Origin of the sequence: Streptomyces dengpaensis (assembly GCF_002946835.1) — a bacterium.
In the GTDB taxonomy this organism is placed as follows: domain Bacteria; phylum Actinomycetota; class Actinomycetes; order Streptomycetales; family Streptomycetaceae; genus Streptomyces; species Streptomyces dengpaensis.
In genome coordinates this window covers 433,670-448,821 of the sequence record NZ_CP026652.1, presented here as the reverse complement: position 1 = coordinate 448,821, position 15,152 = coordinate 433,670, and the positions used below count along the sequence as shown (strand labels likewise).

General features: G+C 66.7%; 14 protein-coding genes and 4 pseudogenes. 7 read left to right on the top strand and 11 right to left on the bottom strand.

Annotation, left to right across the window (positions count from 1 at the left end; all coding sequences use genetic code 11):
• Positions 1-144: 144 nt before the first annotated feature.
• The 6 genes and pseudogenes from C4B68_RS42850 to C4B68_RS02075 form a co-directional block, all read right to left on the bottom strand.
• Complete coding sequence (locus C4B68_RS42850) at positions 145-390, bottom strand: alpha/beta fold hydrolase (RefSeq protein WP_338059755.1); 246 nt, start codon at positions 388-390, stop codon at positions 145-147.
• Between the two features lie 68 nt (positions 391-458).
• A pseudogene (locus tag C4B68_RS42845) lies at positions 459-791 on the bottom strand (alpha/beta fold hydrolase); the annotation flags it as partial.
• Positions 792-1,189: 398 nt separating this feature from the next.
• The gene (locus C4B68_RS02090) at positions 1,190-3,259 is read right to left on the bottom strand and encodes a CocE/NonD family hydrolase (protein ID WP_167458988.1); all 2,070 of its coding nucleotides are present in this window, start codon (positions 3,257-3,259) and stop codon (positions 1,190-1,192) included.
• Between the two features lie 150 nt (positions 3,260-3,409).
• Positions 3,410-3,712, bottom strand: a complete 303-nt coding sequence (locus C4B68_RS02085) for an antibiotic biosynthesis monooxygenase family protein (protein ID WP_099505944.1) — start codon at positions 3,710-3,712, stop codon at positions 3,410-3,412.
• Positions 3,713-3,823: 111 nt separating this feature from the next.
• A complete protein-coding gene (locus tag C4B68_RS02080) occupies positions 3,824-4,315 on the bottom strand; it encodes a nuclear transport factor 2 family protein (protein WP_099505943.1) in 492 nt (163 codons plus the stop codon).
• Between the two features lie 102 nt (positions 4,316-4,417).
• The gene (locus C4B68_RS02075) at positions 4,418-5,362 is read right to left on the bottom strand and encodes a D-2-hydroxyacid dehydrogenase family protein (protein ID WP_099505972.1); all 945 of its coding nucleotides are present in this window, start codon (positions 5,360-5,362) and stop codon (positions 4,418-4,420) included.
• Positions 5,363-5,802: 440 nt separating this feature from the next.
• Between C4B68_RS02075 and C4B68_RS02070 the strand changes: the two genes are divergently transcribed.
• The 3 genes and pseudogenes from C4B68_RS02070 to C4B68_RS02065 all read left to right on the top strand — a co-directional run bounded on the left by C4B68_RS02070 (position 5,803) and on the right by C4B68_RS02065 (position 7,931).
• On the top strand, positions 5,803-7,173 hold the full coding sequence (locus C4B68_RS02070; RefSeq protein WP_099505942.1) for a homogentisate 1,2-dioxygenase: 1,371 nt from the start codon (positions 5,803-5,805) through the stop codon (positions 7,171-7,173).
• Positions 7,174-7,301: 128 nt separating this feature from the next.
• A pseudogene (locus C4B68_RS44590) lies at positions 7,302-7,505 on the top strand (TetR/AcrR family transcriptional regulator); the annotation flags it as partial.
• Positions 7,506-7,508: 3 nt separating this feature from the next.
• Positions 7,509-7,931, top strand: a complete 423-nt coding sequence (locus tag C4B68_RS02065; protein WP_240634134.1) for a hypothetical protein — start codon at positions 7,509-7,511, stop codon at positions 7,929-7,931.
• 192 nt (positions 7,932-8,123) lie between these two features.
• Here the strand turns inward: C4B68_RS02065 and C4B68_RS44020 are convergent, their stop codons facing one another.
• Positions 8,124-8,246 carry a hypothetical protein gene (locus C4B68_RS44020; RefSeq protein WP_257217517.1) on the bottom strand — a complete coding sequence of 41 codons (123 nt, stop codon included), beginning with the start codon at positions 8,244-8,246 and terminating at the stop codon, positions 8,124-8,126.
• Positions 8,247-8,686: 440 nt separating this feature from the next.
• Entirely contained in the window at positions 8,687-9,253 is a 567-nt protein-coding gene (locus C4B68_RS02060) for a hypothetical protein (RefSeq protein ID WP_099505940.1), read from the bottom strand.
• 521 nt (positions 9,254-9,774) lie between these two features.
• Between C4B68_RS02060 and C4B68_RS02055 the strand changes: the two genes are divergently transcribed.
• The 4 genes from C4B68_RS02055 to C4B68_RS02035 all read left to right on the top strand — a co-directional run bounded on the left by C4B68_RS02055 (position 9,775) and on the right by C4B68_RS02035 (position 12,215).
• Complete coding sequence (locus C4B68_RS02055) at positions 9,775-10,212, top strand: cupin domain-containing protein (RefSeq protein WP_099505939.1); 438 nt, start codon at positions 9,775-9,777, stop codon at positions 10,210-10,212.
• 394 nt (positions 10,213-10,606) lie between these two features.
• The gene (locus C4B68_RS44305; RefSeq protein ID WP_306511558.1) at positions 10,607-11,002 is read left to right on the top strand and encodes a cupredoxin domain-containing protein; all 396 of its coding nucleotides are present in this window, start codon (positions 10,607-10,609) and stop codon (positions 11,000-11,002) included.
• Between the two features lie 14 nt (positions 11,003-11,016).
• Positions 11,017-11,814 (top strand): metalloregulator ArsR/SmtB family transcription factor, encoded by a 798-nt coding sequence (locus tag C4B68_RS02040; protein ID WP_167458987.1) that lies wholly within the window; start codon positions 11,017-11,019, stop codon positions 11,812-11,814.
• Positions 11,811-12,215, top strand: a complete 405-nt coding sequence (locus C4B68_RS02035) for a VOC family protein (RefSeq protein ID WP_099505937.1) — start codon at positions 11,811-11,813, stop codon at positions 12,213-12,215. Before C4B68_RS02040 ends, C4B68_RS02035 begins: the two co-directional genes overlap by 4 nt.
• Here the strand turns inward: C4B68_RS02035 and C4B68_RS02030 are convergent.
• From C4B68_RS02030 to C4B68_RS02020, 3 genes and pseudogenes are all read right to left on the bottom strand, one after another.
• A pseudogene (locus C4B68_RS02030) lies at positions 12,199-12,420 on the bottom strand (response regulator transcription factor); the annotation flags it as partial. The gene C4B68_RS02035 and the pseudogene C4B68_RS02030 sit on opposite strands and share 17 nt — an antisense overlap.
• Positions 12,417-12,659, bottom strand: a pseudogene (locus tag C4B68_RS02025) (sensor histidine kinase); the annotation flags it as partial. The pseudogenes C4B68_RS02030 and C4B68_RS02025, both read right to left, overlap by 4 nt.
• A gap of 492 nt (positions 12,660-13,151) precedes the next feature.
• Complete coding sequence (locus C4B68_RS02020) at positions 13,152-14,855, bottom strand: DEAD/DEAH box helicase (RefSeq protein WP_099505936.1); 1,704 nt, start codon at positions 14,853-14,855, stop codon at positions 13,152-13,154.
• Positions 14,856-15,152: the final 297 nt, after the last annotated feature.

Here is a 15,152-nt window from a genome sequence, read left to right as displayed (position 1 = left end):
CAGTTCCCAAGCCGCGCAAGGCAATTCCCCGGAATTGAGATGAACCGCTGTTGCCACCACTGCTTGATGTGAGCCAGGAGAAGGCGGACAGCCTCCGAAACCCTGTCCATTACGCGTCACAACACGGTAAGTGAGGGCGTGAGGTCACCCCATGGTGACCTTTGCCAGCTTGCCGACGACGAGCGCCCCGATGGCATCAAGGGTCAGGTCGGGCTGCTCGACATGGGGCATATGCCCGGCGTTGATGATGGGCTGCAAGTAGGCGTTGGCGAACGAGTCCGCGTACACGCGTCCGTACTCCGCCGGCACGACGCCGTCCTGCTCACCCCACAGAACGAGGACGGGCAGGGTGACGCGGTGCAGCCGGCGCCGCAACTTCGGATCGTGCATGTACGGCTCGCCTGCATAGAGTTCCAGGGCCGCTGGTTGTCGGCCGCCGCCGTCTCTTGTGCGTCGCTCAGCGTGGCGGGGTCGGGGAGCAGGCTCGGGTTGTGGAAGGCCAGGCGGCCGACCTCGGTCGGGGGAAGCGCCCTGGCGTCGGTGATTTTCTCGGGACCGTCGGTGCTGATGCCGACCGCGTTCATCACGACCAACCCGCTGAGCCGCCCGTAGATGTCGTGCAGGGCCATGTCCGAGGCGATCCAGCCGCCGAGCGAGTTGCCGATGACCAGGACCTTGCGCAGGTTGAGCACGTCGAGGAGAGCGAGATATGCCAAGGCGAGGTCGGTGACGCTGTCGAACCAGTCCGGCCGGGGCCGGCCATCGAAACCGGGATGCGTGGGGGTGATCACGTAAGAGTGTTCCGACAGTGCGGCTGCCAGTTCCGTTCCGCCACCGACTGCGTTCCACCGCCGCCGTGCAGCAGCAGGATGCCGGTGCCGCCTGCGGCATCACCTCGTTCGTCCACGGTGATGCTCAGCCCATCACGCAGCTCGAATGTCCGGGACACGCTGCCAGGAGTGGAGATTGTCATGGTGTGGCATTCCGTCCACAGAATTGGGGGTGCAAGAGGTGCGTGTTGTGCTGCGCGCCGTTCGTCCACCGGCCGACGCCGCCCGTCTGCCGGTGGACGACGAAAGAACGCACCCCGGGGGGTGATGCGGTGCGCTGTGTTCGCCCAAGTTGCACTGCCGCATCTGCGTCGATGAGCAGTGGCTGCACATGGTGATACTGATGTACCGCTGCACGCCTAAGGGGCCTGGCGGGGGACTACGGGGAGAGTGATCGAGCTGGGGAGCAGGCGACCCGTGAAAACGCGGTTGACGGCCTCATGGTGATAGGAATCGTCGTAGTCACGTTCCCAGCCTGGGGTGGTCCCGCGGCCCTCAGCGGGTGAAATCTCAATGCGCAGGTGATGTCCTGCCGCGATGCGTCCGGTGGCCGCCATCATTTCGACCTCCAACTTGACGACTTCGTTGGGCAGTAGAGGCAGGGCGTCTTCTCGTCGGTGCGTGTGCCAGGGGCGCTCGGCGGTGGAACGTTCGGGATCAAGAACCCGATGCGAGGCCTTGAGGCATCCCCAGGTGAGCGGGGCAACCGATTCAGGGTCGCGAGTCTGGTAGGTGACTTCTCGCTGACCGTCCATAACGCGTAGCGCGACGAAGAAGTCGGCGTCGGCCGACGTGGACGCGACCCACAAGACGGCCCGGAAATGACCCGCCAACTCGAGGTCCTCGTCGAGGGGGGCTGATTCGAACACCGCCATCGGCAGCCCGGGGGCCGCTGCCTGCACATCGGCGGAATACTCAGCAGTTCCCATGAGCTCGGGCAGGTGCGCAGTGATGGTTCCGTGCCCGTGCCCGTGCCCGTGCCCGTGCCCGCTGGCGGTGGCGAGGTAGAGCTTGCGGTATTCCGTGCCGGGAACCGGCCAGGTGGCTGCGTCACGCCATTCGAAGCCTCCGTCGCCGGTCCGCATGATCATGCGGACCGGCGACGGCTCCCGGGCCGGCTCCTCTCCCTTGAGGAACCGGTCGAAGAACGCTTCCAATTCGGGCCGGCAGTCCTCATACATGTATGAGCTGTAAGCGGCGTCCAGGACCAGCAGTTGTTTGAAAGGCGACGACAGCTGTGAGAACGCTTCGAAACCGGCGCGCGAGTGAATCATCAAGGTCTGGCTCACCGCCGTGAGGACGGGGATGTCGATGCCGGCGAAATCAGCCGACAGGAGCCCCCCTCCCGCGTAGTAATCGTCGTCCCACGGGTGGCTGGCCAACTCATCAATAAAGTCTACGGCGTCAGCATTCCGGCGTCTTGCCTTGCCTACCATCCCCTCCCACCACCAGCGGCGGTAGTTCTTGAGGAGGATGCCTCCCGGATACGCCAGGTCGCGATAGGCGTCCGAGTCCGATGAAAGGGGAGCAATCGCTTTGAGAGCGGGCGGCTGCAGAGCAGCGACGTTCCACTGGATGGTTGCGTTGTACGAGCCGCCATAGAGTCCGACGCTGCCGTTGCTCCAGGACTGTTCGGCAGCCCATTGGATGGCGTCGTAGTAGTCGAGTGCTTCCTGCTTCGAGAACGGATTCAGCGTTCCCGGCGTGTTGCCCACTCCGCGGCCGTCCACTCGGACGACGACATACCCACGCGGTACCCACGTGCTGGCGTTTGCGCTGACCGCGTTTTCCGAGTACCGGAAATACGAGGGGATGCCGTCGGTGTTCTTCTCGAACCAGGTGGCTTCCTTCTCCTCACTCGCAGCGTGGTCTGCCTCGCTGAAGACCGACCCCGTCTCGAACGCTCTACCGTAGATCCCCAGCCGCATGAGGACCGGGTAGGAACCGGCCTCCAGGGGGCGGAAGACGTCTGCCAGGAGATAGCTCCCGTCGCGGGTGGGGATCTTGACGTCCCGGAATAGCTTGATGCCCGCGAGAGCACGCCGGAGGTGGTTGCGTGTCTCAGCAGATCCTCGGAAACGGAGCCCGAGCTCGCTGAATACCGCGCGGACGGCGTCCGACGTCGCGAAGGAGTTCGCGTCGCGCTCGAACGAAATGTCTTCGGCATGGAGGCTGACCACGTCGCGGACGGTCTTGTCGATCGTCACGCCGATGCGTAGGTCCGCCTCCCGCCCCAGGCTCTGAACGAAGCGCGCACGATTGACTGTTCCCGGGAGCGTGGGATCCGAATCCCCGGCCGCGGCCCTGTCACGCAGACTCGCCAGCGTCAGATGCGCAGCCGCAGCCGCGGTGCCGATGACCAGGCTGCCGATGAAGAAGGTCACCGTCTCGCCGGCCTGATAGAAGAACCTCCCCGCCTCGTCGGTCACGCCCTCATGGGTAGACGTCCGATAGCCCAGGCCCACGAAGGGCCCGTCAAGGAAGTCACCGGTCAGCGACCCGTCAGAAGGTGTTGACTGCGATGCACTCACTATTTCTCTCCGCACATTACTTGGCTGATCGGGTGGGACGGCGGCTGTTCAGAGACCATCGATCACGGTGATCGCGTGGAATGGGGTGGGCGGTGCGGTGAAGAAGGGCGCCACCGCGGTGGAGAACTTGGTGAATCCCTCGGTCTTCACGAACACAACGGTGTGGTGCTCCATCGACTGCCACAGGACAAGGAGCAGGAACACGCCTTCCCGGTCAACGGCGCGGAGCAGTTGCAGGTCCAAACAACCGTCGGCCTCTTCAAGGATCGGCAACTGCGCTCGGAAAACGGACTCGAAATCTTCTTCACTGCCCTGCGCGACCGTAAGCTGGACAACTTCCCATACAGCCATGTTTCTCCGCCCTGTGTTCAGTCTTCTTCGCGGGCCGCAGGCGGCCCGCGAAAGCTATTCGCCTTGTCATGCCATGGAGCTGATATGTTCGGATAGGATCCGCTGAGAGAATTACTTCTTCGGCGGCAGCGCCATCGGGAGATTGTGCTTCACCTGATGGAGCGTGAACACCCAGCCGTCCTCGGTCCTGAGCAGGTGGGAGTCATAGCGGCCGATCATGGTGAGTGCCAGCCCCCCGTGCACCATGTTGAATCCGAAGGGCCAGCCGTTGTCGGGTTCGGGCCGAGCGTCGGCATTGGACTCCACTACCACAAACTGGGCGCGCATTCGCGCCGTGTCCCCGGTGATTTCCACGATGTGGTCGGTGGTCAGGTAATGCATGCCGCGGCCGGCAGGCAGGGAGCTGTTCTGCATCATGGCGCGGATACTGGCGCGGCCGATCACGTCCGCGCCGTGTGCGACGTAGTCGTCTCGGCCATACCGGCTGAATATCTGGAATTCCCCATCCTGGGCGAACAGTTCCGCGAGGGCTTCTCCGTCACGTTCTTCGAGTGCCTGCCCATACCGTGCAAGAAGTTCGGTGATTTCATGCCTGTCACTCATGGAAGGACCTTTCTGTGGTCGAGCTCGGTGGGTGTTTCTGTTGTCTGAAAGGGAGGGGATCGCCGTGTTGTCTGACCGGGGCCGGATGGAATCCCGGACGTGTCACTTAAGGACGCGGATCGGCGTGCCTGCGGCAAACGCTGCGATGTCCTCGACGGCCTCTTTGTAGAAGGTCTCGTAGTTGCCTTCTGTCACGTAGCCGATATGCGGGGTGACGACGGCGTTGTCCAGGCTTCGCAGTACGTGGTGTGCCGGCAGGGGCTCGATGTCGAACACGTCGAGCGCTGCACCGCCGATCCGTCGCTCCTGCAAGGCGCCGACCAGTGCGTCTTCGTCCACGATGGGGCCTCGCGAGGTGTTGACCAGTAGAGCCGTCGGCTTCATGGAGGAAATTTCGGTCGCTCCGACGAGGCCGCGGGTGCGGTCGCTGAGAATCATGTGGATCGACAGCACATCGGAGCTGGTGAACAGCTCCTGCTTGGACACGGCGGTCACACCGTGTTCCGCGGCCTTTTCGGCTGTGAGGTTCTGGCTCCAGGCGATGGTCTTCATGCCGAACGCCTGGCCCACCCGGGCCACCCTGGATCCGATCCTGCCGAGTCCCAGCAAACCAAGCGTCCTGCCCTCCAGGTCAGAGCCGACGCCCAGTTGCCACCCGCCTTCGCGTACCAGCTGCGTCTCGCCGGGAATGTTCTTGGCAGCAGCGAGGATCAGAGCCCAGGTGAGCTCAGGCGCGGCCGAGAAACGGGGGTAGTCCGTGCCGCACACCACGACGCCCTGTGCGTTGGCGGCTGGGATGTCGATGGCGGCGTTGCCCATCCCGGTGGTGACGAGCAGCTTCAGCTGACTGAGTCGCCGCAGTACATCGGCCGGGAACGGCGTACGCTCTCGCATCGCCACCACCACATCGAAATCGGCTAGCTGCGCTACAACTTTGTCCGCGTCAGGAAGATGCCCGTGGAATACCTCCACGTGGGCTTTCAGGGAATCCCAGTCGGCGAACTTCTTTGCTACCTGCTGGTAATCGTCAAGCACCGCGATGCGCATGTTATCCATTCCGTCCAACGCCTCCATCGAATACCGGGATCGTGAAGCAGTCAGCAGGAGGAAATATTTTCCCTGCCGACCTGTCACCTCGTGCGTGCGATTAATTCAGGACAATTCCTGGCCTGGGGTGGAGAGCCGCTTGAGGCGGCGCAGGGCGAGTCGGATGCCCGCCCCGTGTGTCGGTCCCGCAAAGCGGTCCCTGTTTCGGAAGATCAAGTGGTCTCCTCCGACGACCAGGCAAAGCCCGGATCCCTACAGCTGATAGAGGTATATCAGTTGCGCTTCGATGGGGCAACTGATAGACCAGTATCAGTTTGAGGTCGGGTCACCCGACGGGTCGGCGAGACGGCAGCTTGATCTACGACTGCGCGCGCCACGAACATCACGACGCCCGCACGGCGGGACGTATCGGGCAAAGTTCAACGCGGAAGGATCTGGAAATGACGATCAACCCTGAGGGGATCAAGGCGGAGGCTCAGGTGCGGGAACGGGCCCGCAAGAGGGCGGCATCGCTGAGCTACTCCACTGGTTTCGGCAACGAGCACAGCAGTGAGGCCCTGGCGGGGACGCTGCCGGAGGGACGCAACAACCCTCAGCGTCCTGCACACGGCTTGTACACGGAGCTGCTGTCCGGCACGGCGTTCACCGAACTCCGGCCGATCACTCGCCGGACCTGGCTCTACCGCATCCGTCCGTCGATCGTGCACCCGCCTTTCAATCGCATCGATCGCGGGACCCTGCTCACGCCGCCGTTCACGGAGGTTCCCGTAGAGCCGAGGCTGCTGTTCTGGGCGCCGAGGCCGGCGCCTGCGGCAGGAACCGATTTCGTCTCGGGCCTGTGGACCGTGGGCGGCAACGGTGATCCCGCCCTGCGCAGCGGCATGGCGATCCACCTCTACACGGCCGACACCTCCATGACCGATCGCGTGTTCAGCAATGCTGACGGCGAATTGCTGATCGTGCCCGAGTTGGGCGGTCTGCTCATCCACACCGAACTCGGTCTGCTGAGCGTGGAGCCCGGCTCGGTCGCCCTGATACCCCGTGGCATCAAGTTCCGCGTCGAGATCCTGGGCGCCGCCGGTCAGGAAGACGCCCCGGCGTTCGTCCGCGGGTACGTGTGCGAGAACTTCGGCACGCCGTTCGCCCTCCCGGAACTCGGCCTCATCGGCGCCACGGGACTGGCGAACGCCCGCGATTTCCGTGCCCCCGTTGCCGCCTATGACGATGAAGAGCGGCCGTTCGAGGTGATCCACAAGGTCGCCGGAAATCTCTGGAGCGCCACCTACGACCACTCTCCGCTGGACGTCGTGGCGTGGCACGGGAACAGCGTCCCCTACGTCTACAAGCTCCATGACTTCCAGGCCCTGGGCACGGTCAGCTTCGACCACCCGGATCCTTCGATGCTGACGGCGCTCACCTCGGTGACCAGCACACCGGGCCTGCCCAACATCGACTTCCTCATCGTGCCTTCCGTATGGTCGGTTGCAGAGAACACCTTCCGGCCCCCGTGGTACCACCGCAACGTGAGCACCGAGTGGGTCGGCGTGATCGAGGAGGCGTCGAATCCGGGCGGCTACCTGCAGGGCATAAGCACGCTGACCAACATGATGACCTCGCATGGGATGGGAGAACCCGTCTGGGAGGCTGCCACTCAGGCCGACCTCGTGCCGGAGAAGTCCGAGGGGATGATGGTCATGCTGGAGACGCAGTGGCCGATTGTGGTCACGGCGCAGGCGGCTCAGGCGGTCGGCTCCCCCGACGGTGAGGTGCTGCGCAGCGAGGCAAACCTCCCGAGCAATTTCCGGTACTGACACCCTGAGCCAGCACGGTTCCTCAAGCGGCGGCCCGGCGCACAGTTCCTCCCTGCCCCATTCCCGGACAGGGGAACGGCGGCGTCGAGGCCGCGGCTTCGGTGTGGCACTCTGCTAATCTGTCAGTCATGTCTGGGCTAAGTGATTCGTCAAATATCCCTGGGGTAAAGCGGCCGACGCTGCGCCGTGACGCATCCCGGAACGCTCGGCGCATTCTTGATGCCGGTCGCGCGGTACTCAGGGAGAACCCGCACGCTTCCGCAGACGATATCGCCAGAGCAGCAGGTCTCGGAATCGCCACTCTTTATCGCCGATTCCCGACTCGGGATGACCTGGTGCGAAGCGTCGTCTGGGATATTTTCGAGACGGATATCGCTCCGGCTCTGACAGGGGCGGAGGCCGAAGCAGACCCGCGCACAGGGCTGCGCATTGCTTTTGAGGCGGCTATGAGGACGGCTGCTCATGAGCGGGTCGCTTTTCCAGCAGGGATGACACTGGAAATAGCACAGTCGTTTCTCGGCCCGGCAAGCCGATTGATCCAGCGCGGCCAGGAGCAGGGTTTCCTGCGACGGGATCTTGATCCAGAGAACGATACGTTGCGGCTCCTTCTGATGCTCCTGAGCGTACTGCCCACGTTCAGCCAGCAAAGCGAAGGATGGAACCGCTACCTAGAATTCGTGATGGAGGCACTGACCCTCACCCCCAGAGAGCCCCTTCCACCGGCTGAAGCCATAGTCGATCCATTCCAGCGCGCATGAGCAGGTGCGTCATTGAGCGGGGGCCGCGCGACAGCAGTCCGGGTTCCTGCTCGCCCGGCCCGGCGGATAATGAACCACCATCGAGCCCAGAGACGGCGTGTACGGGCTCCCGCTGACTTCGGCCCCAAGATGTTCGCCCTCGGCGTTCGGGCCCGGCTGGGTGTCTTGCCGGTCGGATCCGGCATGCGGTGATCACGCGGTGACGGCGCCCGCAGCATCGTGCGCCCCTTGTGCCACCGGCGTGGCGACGCGCTGGCGGTGGACCAGCGCCGCAGCCTTCTCGATCTCGTAGGCACTGCCGTTAGGGAGCCGCATGGTGCGCACGGTCGCTGCCGGACGGGGATCGACAGAGCCTGCTGGCCTTGTCGGTTTTCTCTGCGGCCTCCCTACCAGTCGCACGGTCATCTCCGCCCCAGGAGGACGTGGAGGAGAGTGACGACGGCAACTCCGACCAGGAGGGCGGTGCCGAAGGCGGGGTGCTGGGAGGCGACGTACGTCGCCCCGCGCCGGCGAGCAGCAGGACGGCCGTGCGGAGACCGACCGGCCCGTTCATTGCTGCCGCCCCCTCCCCGGGAACGGACAGCCTGCCGAGGCGACGTCCTGCAGCACACGCTGCAGCGCATCGCGCATCGCGCATCGCGCACCAGCACCTGCTCAGCTGATGCTCGCCACGGACCTGGCGCGGGTGGCCGTGGCGGCGGCGACCGCGCCGCTGAGCCGGATGGCGGTGCGGCGCAGCGCCGGGGCCAATCCGGTCAGGTCTGAACCGGAGCCGCCGTATCCATGGCTGAGGCGCCACCAGCACGTTCGGCTCGTTGTCCGTGCTGCACGCGCCACCTGTAACGGGTGATCCCGCGCGGTTTGAAGACCGACAGTGCCGTGGTCGTAAGCAGTACGACCAGGGCGGCTGCGGCGTCGAACACGAGCTGGCCCCTCATCCCGCCCAGGTCGGTGCCGGTCAGGTTCGTGCGTGCCGCCGCGTCCGCCACCTGGTCGGCCACCTGCATGTGCAGCAGGAGGAGGAATGTGGCCAGGGCGGTCAGCGCGAGCTTGGCCAGGAGCCAGTAGTGGCGGAACAGTCCCCAGGTGGTGCCCAGGGACTGGACGAACCCGGTCAGCAGTGAGGCGAACGCCAGCGGGACGATCACGTACCAGCCGGTCACCTCCATGGCGAGATAGGAGCCGCGGACGCGCTGCGGGTCGTCACCGTTCAGGCCGACGACGGCCGGTACCAGGAAGACGGCGACCCACCCGAGCCAGCCGACGGACGACGCGACGTGCGCGGTGAGGGTGGCTTTGCGGATGCCGGGCGGCATGGCCATCAGTGGCCGCCGTGCATGCCGGGTCCCATTCCGCTGCCGGTGATGTGCAGCACGAGGAACAGCACGACAAAGGCCACGGCCACTGACGCGGACATCCCACCGCGTGTCCGTCGGCCACGCCAGAACCCCGTACTCGCTCTGCCACCCGCATAGCTTGACGGCCCGACGCCGCCCCAGCGATCACCGGGGCGCGGCGTCAATCACAAAGGGCGAACGTTGCCTGATGCGGCACGAGATGCCCGCCGATGACATGGTGCGATGCGGTCTCGATGCCGCTGGCTCCCGGATTGTGGCGGCCGCCGAGGGGAGGCAGGGTGGTCTCGAGACCGTCTGGGCGAGGCAGAAGGCACACAGCCTGTCACGGATGCCGGCTGTGGCTTGTCCTCATCGCGAAGCGAGTTGTGTGAGCCGGGAACCGGCGAACTTGGTCACCGCCGAACGAGTGGGTCGGTACACCGGTCCGGAATGCGGTGGCCGACGCAAGATCGTACATTCCGGGCAGGCTTACGGAGGTGTGGTACATGTCAGCGAAGAACCCAGAGCACGGGAGCGCCCACGAGGTCTCCTTGCCGCCCGAAGTCAAGTTGCTGCAGGAAGTCACTCCGCCCTTCTTTCCCGAAGGTGGTTCGGGAATGACGATCCTCGTCGATTGGCCTCCCGGTCACCCCGGGCTCCCTCCGCATCGCCACTCGGGCCCGTCGTTCGGCTATGTGATGGAGGGCGCGCTCCGGTTCGAGCTCGAGGGTGAGCCGGAGCGTGTGGTCGAGGCCGGTGGGACGTTCTGGGAGCCGGGCGGTGACGTGATCCACTACCAGGACGGCAACGCCCTGTCGGACGCACCGACCAAGTTCGTGGTGACCATGGTGTGCGCGCCGGGTCAGCCGATGCTCACGTTGGTCGACGAGGAGGAGCTGAAGGAACGGGCGCACCTGCGCTCCCCGCGTCCCTCCGAAGGCTGACCCGCGAGATCGACATGGGTGCGGAGCCCGGAACACCGATCCCGGTGCCGGGCTTTGCAGACCACGAGGGTTGGACGGCTTCGTGCGGCTCGCCGGGCGGGGCCAGAGCCGACGCGCTTCCTGGTGCCGCATCAGGCAACGTTCGCCCTGTTGTGATACGCGCCGCCCGGGTGCTGGCGCGGGCGGCGCGCTACCCCGTTTGTCCGGGTGGCAGAACGTGTGCGGGTCCGTGAGATCGATGACGATGAGGGCATACGGCTTTTGCGGATTATCCGCAGGGGCACCGGGTCGGTGGTGACCTGGCGGCGGGTGTCGCGTTGTGATCCGGCGGGGACGGACCGGGTCGCCGGGCTGCCCCGCCGCTGCAGCAGGGCCAGGCCCGGTAGCCGACCCTTTGGAAAGCCTGGTCACCCTCGGCGACGGCGTCTTCCCGCTCGTCGCGCTGGCCGAGGGCAAGAACGCCACGGGCATGGCCCTGGTCCGCGCCGGTTCCGGCGTCGCCCCGAGCCTGAGCCTGCGCCCGAAGGAGCTGGACGGGAAGATCCTCACCGCCGTACAGCTGCGGGCCACCGACGACGTCCAACTGACGTCGGAGAAGGTCGACCGGGTCCACCGCATCGAGCCGACTGGCGGCATGTACGACCGCGTCCGATCCTCGTCGCAGCGGGCCGGCGGGCGCGCAGCACGGAGGTGGTCGTCCCGTTGGTCTTCTGCTCCGGTTAAGGCGCCTCCTGGTCGGCGAGCGCATACCTCTCTGATCACTTGGTGTGGATGCATCAATCTGGCTTGATGTATCGTCGGCGTATGGGATCCCGTGCCTGGGACGTGGCCGTCGCGCCGCCCGAGTTCATCCGGCTGGCTGCGCATCCGCTGCGCTGGCGGCTGCTGACGGAACTCGCCGACGGCGACTATCGGGTCCGTGAACTGGTAGAACGCGTCGGGGAGCCGCAGAACCTGGTCTCGTATCACCTACGGCTGCTGCGCGACGGCGGTCTGGTCACGGCCCGGCGCAGCAGTTTCGATGGCCGGGACACCTACTACCGCCTGGACCTGGAGCGTTGCGCTGAGGCGCTGGCCGCCAGCGGTGCCGCCCTGCACCCGGCGCTGCGCCGGGACGTCTCACCGCCCTGCCGTCCGGTCGCCGGGGAGCGGTCCCGCCGTGTTGCGGTGCTCTTCGTATGCACCGGCAACAGCGCCCGCTCGCCGATCGCTGAGGCCCTGCTGCGCCACCACACCGCCGGCCGTGTGACGGCGGCCAGTGCGGGCACCAGGCCCAAGCCGCAGGTGCACCCGCATGCTGTCCGGGTGCTGCGCGAGTCGTTCGGCATCGACCTCTCCGGTCGGCCTACCCAGCACGTGGACGACCTGGCCGGCCGCCGCTTCGACCACGTGATCACCTTGTGCGACAAGGCCCGTGAGGTCTGCCCGGAGTTCGGCCCGCGGCGGGTCCACTGGAGCATGGCCGACCCCGGCGCAGCGGGTGACACCGGCCAGGCCGACTACGCGGCCTTTCAGCACGCGGCGGCAGACATAGACACCCGTATCAGGTATCTGATCCCCGTCCTGAACACCCCCGAGACCGTTGCGAGGTCCGAGCCATGACCACTCACGACGAATACGTCAGCGTCCGCTACCTCGTCGATGACGTGCAGGCCGCCACCGACTTCTACACCACCCACCTCGGGTTCACGCTGCACTCCAGCGCCGTCCCTGCCTTCGCCGACGTGGTCCGTGGCCGGCTGCGGCTGCTGCTGTCGGGCCCGGCGAGCTCGGGCGCGCGGGCCACCCCGAAGGAGGCTGCCGTCTCGGGCGGCAATCGCATCCACCTCACCTACGACGACCTCGATGCCGAGATCGCCCGGCTGCACGCCGCCGGTCTCTCCTTCCGCAGTGACGTCGTCTCCGGTCCCGGCGGGCGCCAGATCCTGCTGGCCGACCCGGCAGGCAACCTCATCGAACTGTTCGAGCCTGCCCGTCGGCCCACCACGCAGGTGCGACGTTGACGGCTTGCTCATCCACAGCACCGCGGCGGGCCGGCATCTGGATGTCGATGAGCGCGACATCGGGCAGCTGCTCCTTGATGAGCGCCAAGCCCTCCGTGCCGTCGGCGGCCTCGGCCACCACCTCGATGTCGTCCTCGAGGTCGAGCAGTGCGCGGAAGCCGCTGCGGATGAGCGGCTGGTCGTCGACCAGCAGGACACGGATCATGATCCTCGCTCCACGGGGAGTTTGGCCTGGACGGTGAAGCCGTGCTCGGTACGCGGCTGCGCGCGCAGCCGGCCGCCGAGGGCGGTGATGCGTTCGCGCATGCCGAGCAGCCCGAGGCCGGGGGCCGGAGCGTCATCGGGGGTGGCCTTGCCGTCGTCGTCGACCTGGACGGCAAGGGTGTCGGGCCGGTATTCGATCCGGACCGTCGCGGTGGTGGCATTGGCGTGCCGGGCGGTGTTGCATCATCACTTCCTTCGGTCGGCCTACATCTTCGCCTGGCCGGAACGTACGGAGAGGGAGACCTTAGGCCACACCGTCACTCAGGAACAGACGCTCGTCGTCCCCTCGTCCTTCTGCCGCCTGCACCCCAGCGGACGTGACCCGCCGCCGGGCGCGGCCAGCCGAGGGCTGAGACAGGAGGCAGGCGGCGCTGCAGAGGCGGCGAACCCGCGCTGTACGCGGGCCTGGAAGCAGTAGAGAAGGCGCGTCGTCTCGCCTGCTGATGCTCCTGATGCGACTGGCGGCAGGTCGTATCTCGGCCGTGGAGTCCATGATCTGCCCCCGGAGTACTACCAGGCCGTCCGGCCTCATGGGTCAGGCTGGCGTCCTGCCAGGTGCATTCAACGCGGCAGGCCCCGGGAGGCATTCGGGGCCTGTCGTGGTTGTCGTGCCTGTCGTGGTTGTGGGGTGGGCACAGCCCAGTCCGCCGCCCGCAAGGCGGCCATTGTCGGTCAGCGGGTCTGGGCCCGCTCCCGGCGGACGGTGGGTTTGCGTCCCTTGATGGTGCTGCCGCGCAGGGCGCCGATGACGTCGGTTGCCGCGTTCTCGGGGACCTCCACCAGGGAGAAGCGGTCGGCGATCTCGATGGAGCCGATGTCCCGGCCGTTGAGTTGCGATTCGCCGGTGATGGCGCCGACGAGGTCCTGCGGCCGGATGCCGGCGCTGCGGCCGGCGCCGACGAACAGGCGTGTCATGCCCCGTTGGGGCCCGCCGCCGCCCTTGCGTCCGCGCGGGCCGCGCTCCCCGCCCCTGCCCCTCTCCCGGCTCCTGTCCTTGTCTCGGTGCAGGGGGGCGACCTCGGGGATCTCTTCCTCGTCGATGGCGGCGCCACCCGTCTCGTGCGCCAGCTTCACCGCGGCCAGCGCCACATCCATCACATCGAACTCGTCGGCGAGGTTCTCCACCACGACCCGGAACCGTTCCAGGTCCTCGTCCTCCAGGATGCTCTCGTGCAGCGCGGCCCGCGTCAGCTCCAGGCGCCTGGCCCGCAGATCCGCGACGGACGGCACCATCTCCACGGGGATTTTGCGTCCGGTCGCCCGCTCGATTGCCTTGAGCTGCCGGTGTTCGCGTGGCTCCGCCAGTGTGATCGCCACGCCCTCGCGTCCCGCGCGCCCGACCCGGCCGATCCGGTGGACGTAGGACTCCGGCGCGGAGGGCACGTCGTAATTGATCACATGCGTGAGGTGTTCGACGTCGATGCCGCGGGCGGCGACGTCGGTGGCGACCAGCAGGTCCGCGGTGCCGCCGCGCAGCCGGCCCATCACGCGGTCGCGCTGTTCCTGGCTCAGTCCGCCGTGCAGGGCTTCGGCCCGGTAGCCGCGCCCGTTGAGGGTCTCGGAAAGCTGGTCCACCTCCTCGCGCGTACGGCAGAACACGATGGCGGCCTCGGGTGCCTCCAGGTCCAGCAGCCTCCCGAGCGCGGCGGGTTTCTGCGCCCGCCGTATGACGTAGGCGGATTCCCTTGTCTTCGGAGCCTCGCCCGGGGCCGGCGCTTCCCGCTCGATCTGGATACGGACCGGATCGGACAGGTGACGCCGGGCCATGGAGTCGATACGGCCCGGCATCGTCGCTGAGAACAGCACCGTCTGGCGCTCTTCCGGCACGTTCTCCAGGATCGCGTCGATGTCCTCGGAGAAGCCCATGTCAAGCATTTCGTCGGCCTCGTCCAGGACGACGGTTTGCAGACCGTCGAGCCGCAGTGTCCCGCGCGCGATGTGGTCCAGTGCCCGCCCCGGGGTGGCCACCACCACGTCGACGCCGCGTTCCAGGGAGCGCAGCTGCCGCCCGATCGGCTGCCCGCCGTAGACAGGCAGGACACGGATGCCCAGGCCGGTGCCGTAGCGGTGGACGGCCTCCGACACCTGGATGGCCAGCTCCCGGGTGGGCACCAGTACCAGGGCGGCTGGTAGCCCATCCTTGCGGTCCCGGGGAATGCGCTGCAGCACCGGCAGGGCGAATGCGGCGGTCTTCCCGGTGCCCGTAGCAGCCTGCCCCAGCAGATCATGGCCCTCCAACAGGGGAGGGATCGCCTCCCGCTGGATCGGGGTGGGCTCTTCGTAGCCCAGTGCGGACAGCGCCCGCACGAGCTCCGCGTCCAAGTCGAGATCAGCGAAGCCGACCTGTTCTTCTTCGGCGGTGGTGTCTGTTGCCATGGCGCACCCCTTCCTCCAGAAGGTCCACGCGGACGCGGTATCCGTGGGGCGCCCGCTGCGTGGGCCCTCAGGGCCTGGCCGGCGCAAGCGTGCAGTACAGGTTCGAAGTCTGCCCAGGGGCCGAACAGCAAGAACGCCCGCGATCGCGATCACGGGCGGCACGACTTCGGATCCACGACTCCTTCTACCTCACGACGCTACACGGCACCCCAGACCACGCAACCGCTCCCGCAGCCATGGCCCTGTTCCCTGCGCGGCCGAGGACGGCGCTCAGAAACCGGGCGGCGGCCGTACGGC

What these genes read in the sequence shown, in the direction of transcription:
- C4B68_RS42850 (WP_338059755.1), bottom strand. Translation starts at nt 390, where the DNA reads ATGCACGATCCGAAGTTGCGGCGCCGGCTGCACCGCGTCACCCTGCCC.
- C4B68_RS02085 (WP_099505944.1), bottom strand. Translation starts at nt 3,712, where the DNA reads ATGGCTGTATGGGAAGTTGTCCAGCTTACGGTCGCGCAGGGCAGTGAA.
- C4B68_RS02080 (WP_099505943.1), bottom strand. Translation starts at nt 4,315, where the DNA reads ATGAGTGACAGGCATGAAATCACCGAACTTCTTGCACGGTATGGGCAG.
- C4B68_RS02075 (WP_099505972.1), bottom strand. Translation starts at nt 5,362, where the DNA reads ATGCGCATCGCGGTGCTTGACGATTACCAGCAGGTAGCAAAGAAGTTC.
- C4B68_RS02070 (WP_099505942.1), top strand. Translation starts at nt 5,803, where the DNA reads ATGACGATCAACCCTGAGGGGATCAAGGCGGAGGCTCAGGTGCGGGAA.
- C4B68_RS44020 (WP_257217517.1), bottom strand. Translation starts at nt 8,246, where the DNA reads ATGCGGCTCCCTAACGGCAGTGCCTACGAGATCGAGAAGGCTGCGGCG.
- C4B68_RS02060 (WP_099505940.1), bottom strand. Translation starts at nt 9,253, where the DNA reads ATGGCCATGCCGCCCGGCATCCGCAAAGCCACCCTCACCGCGCACGTC.
- C4B68_RS02055 (WP_099505939.1), top strand. Translation starts at nt 9,775, where the DNA reads ATGTCAGCGAAGAACCCAGAGCACGGGAGCGCCCACGAGGTCTCCTTG.
- C4B68_RS02040 (WP_167458987.1), top strand. Translation starts at nt 11,017, where the DNA reads ATGGGATCCCGTGCCTGGGACGTGGCCGTCGCGCCGCCCGAGTTCATC.
- C4B68_RS02035 (WP_099505937.1), top strand. Translation starts at nt 11,811, where the DNA reads ATGACCACTCACGACGAATACGTCAGCGTCCGCTACCTCGTCGATGAC.
- C4B68_RS02020 (WP_099505936.1), bottom strand. Translation starts at nt 14,855, where the DNA reads ATGGCAACAGACACCACCGCCGAAGAAGAACAGGTCGGCTTCGCTGAT.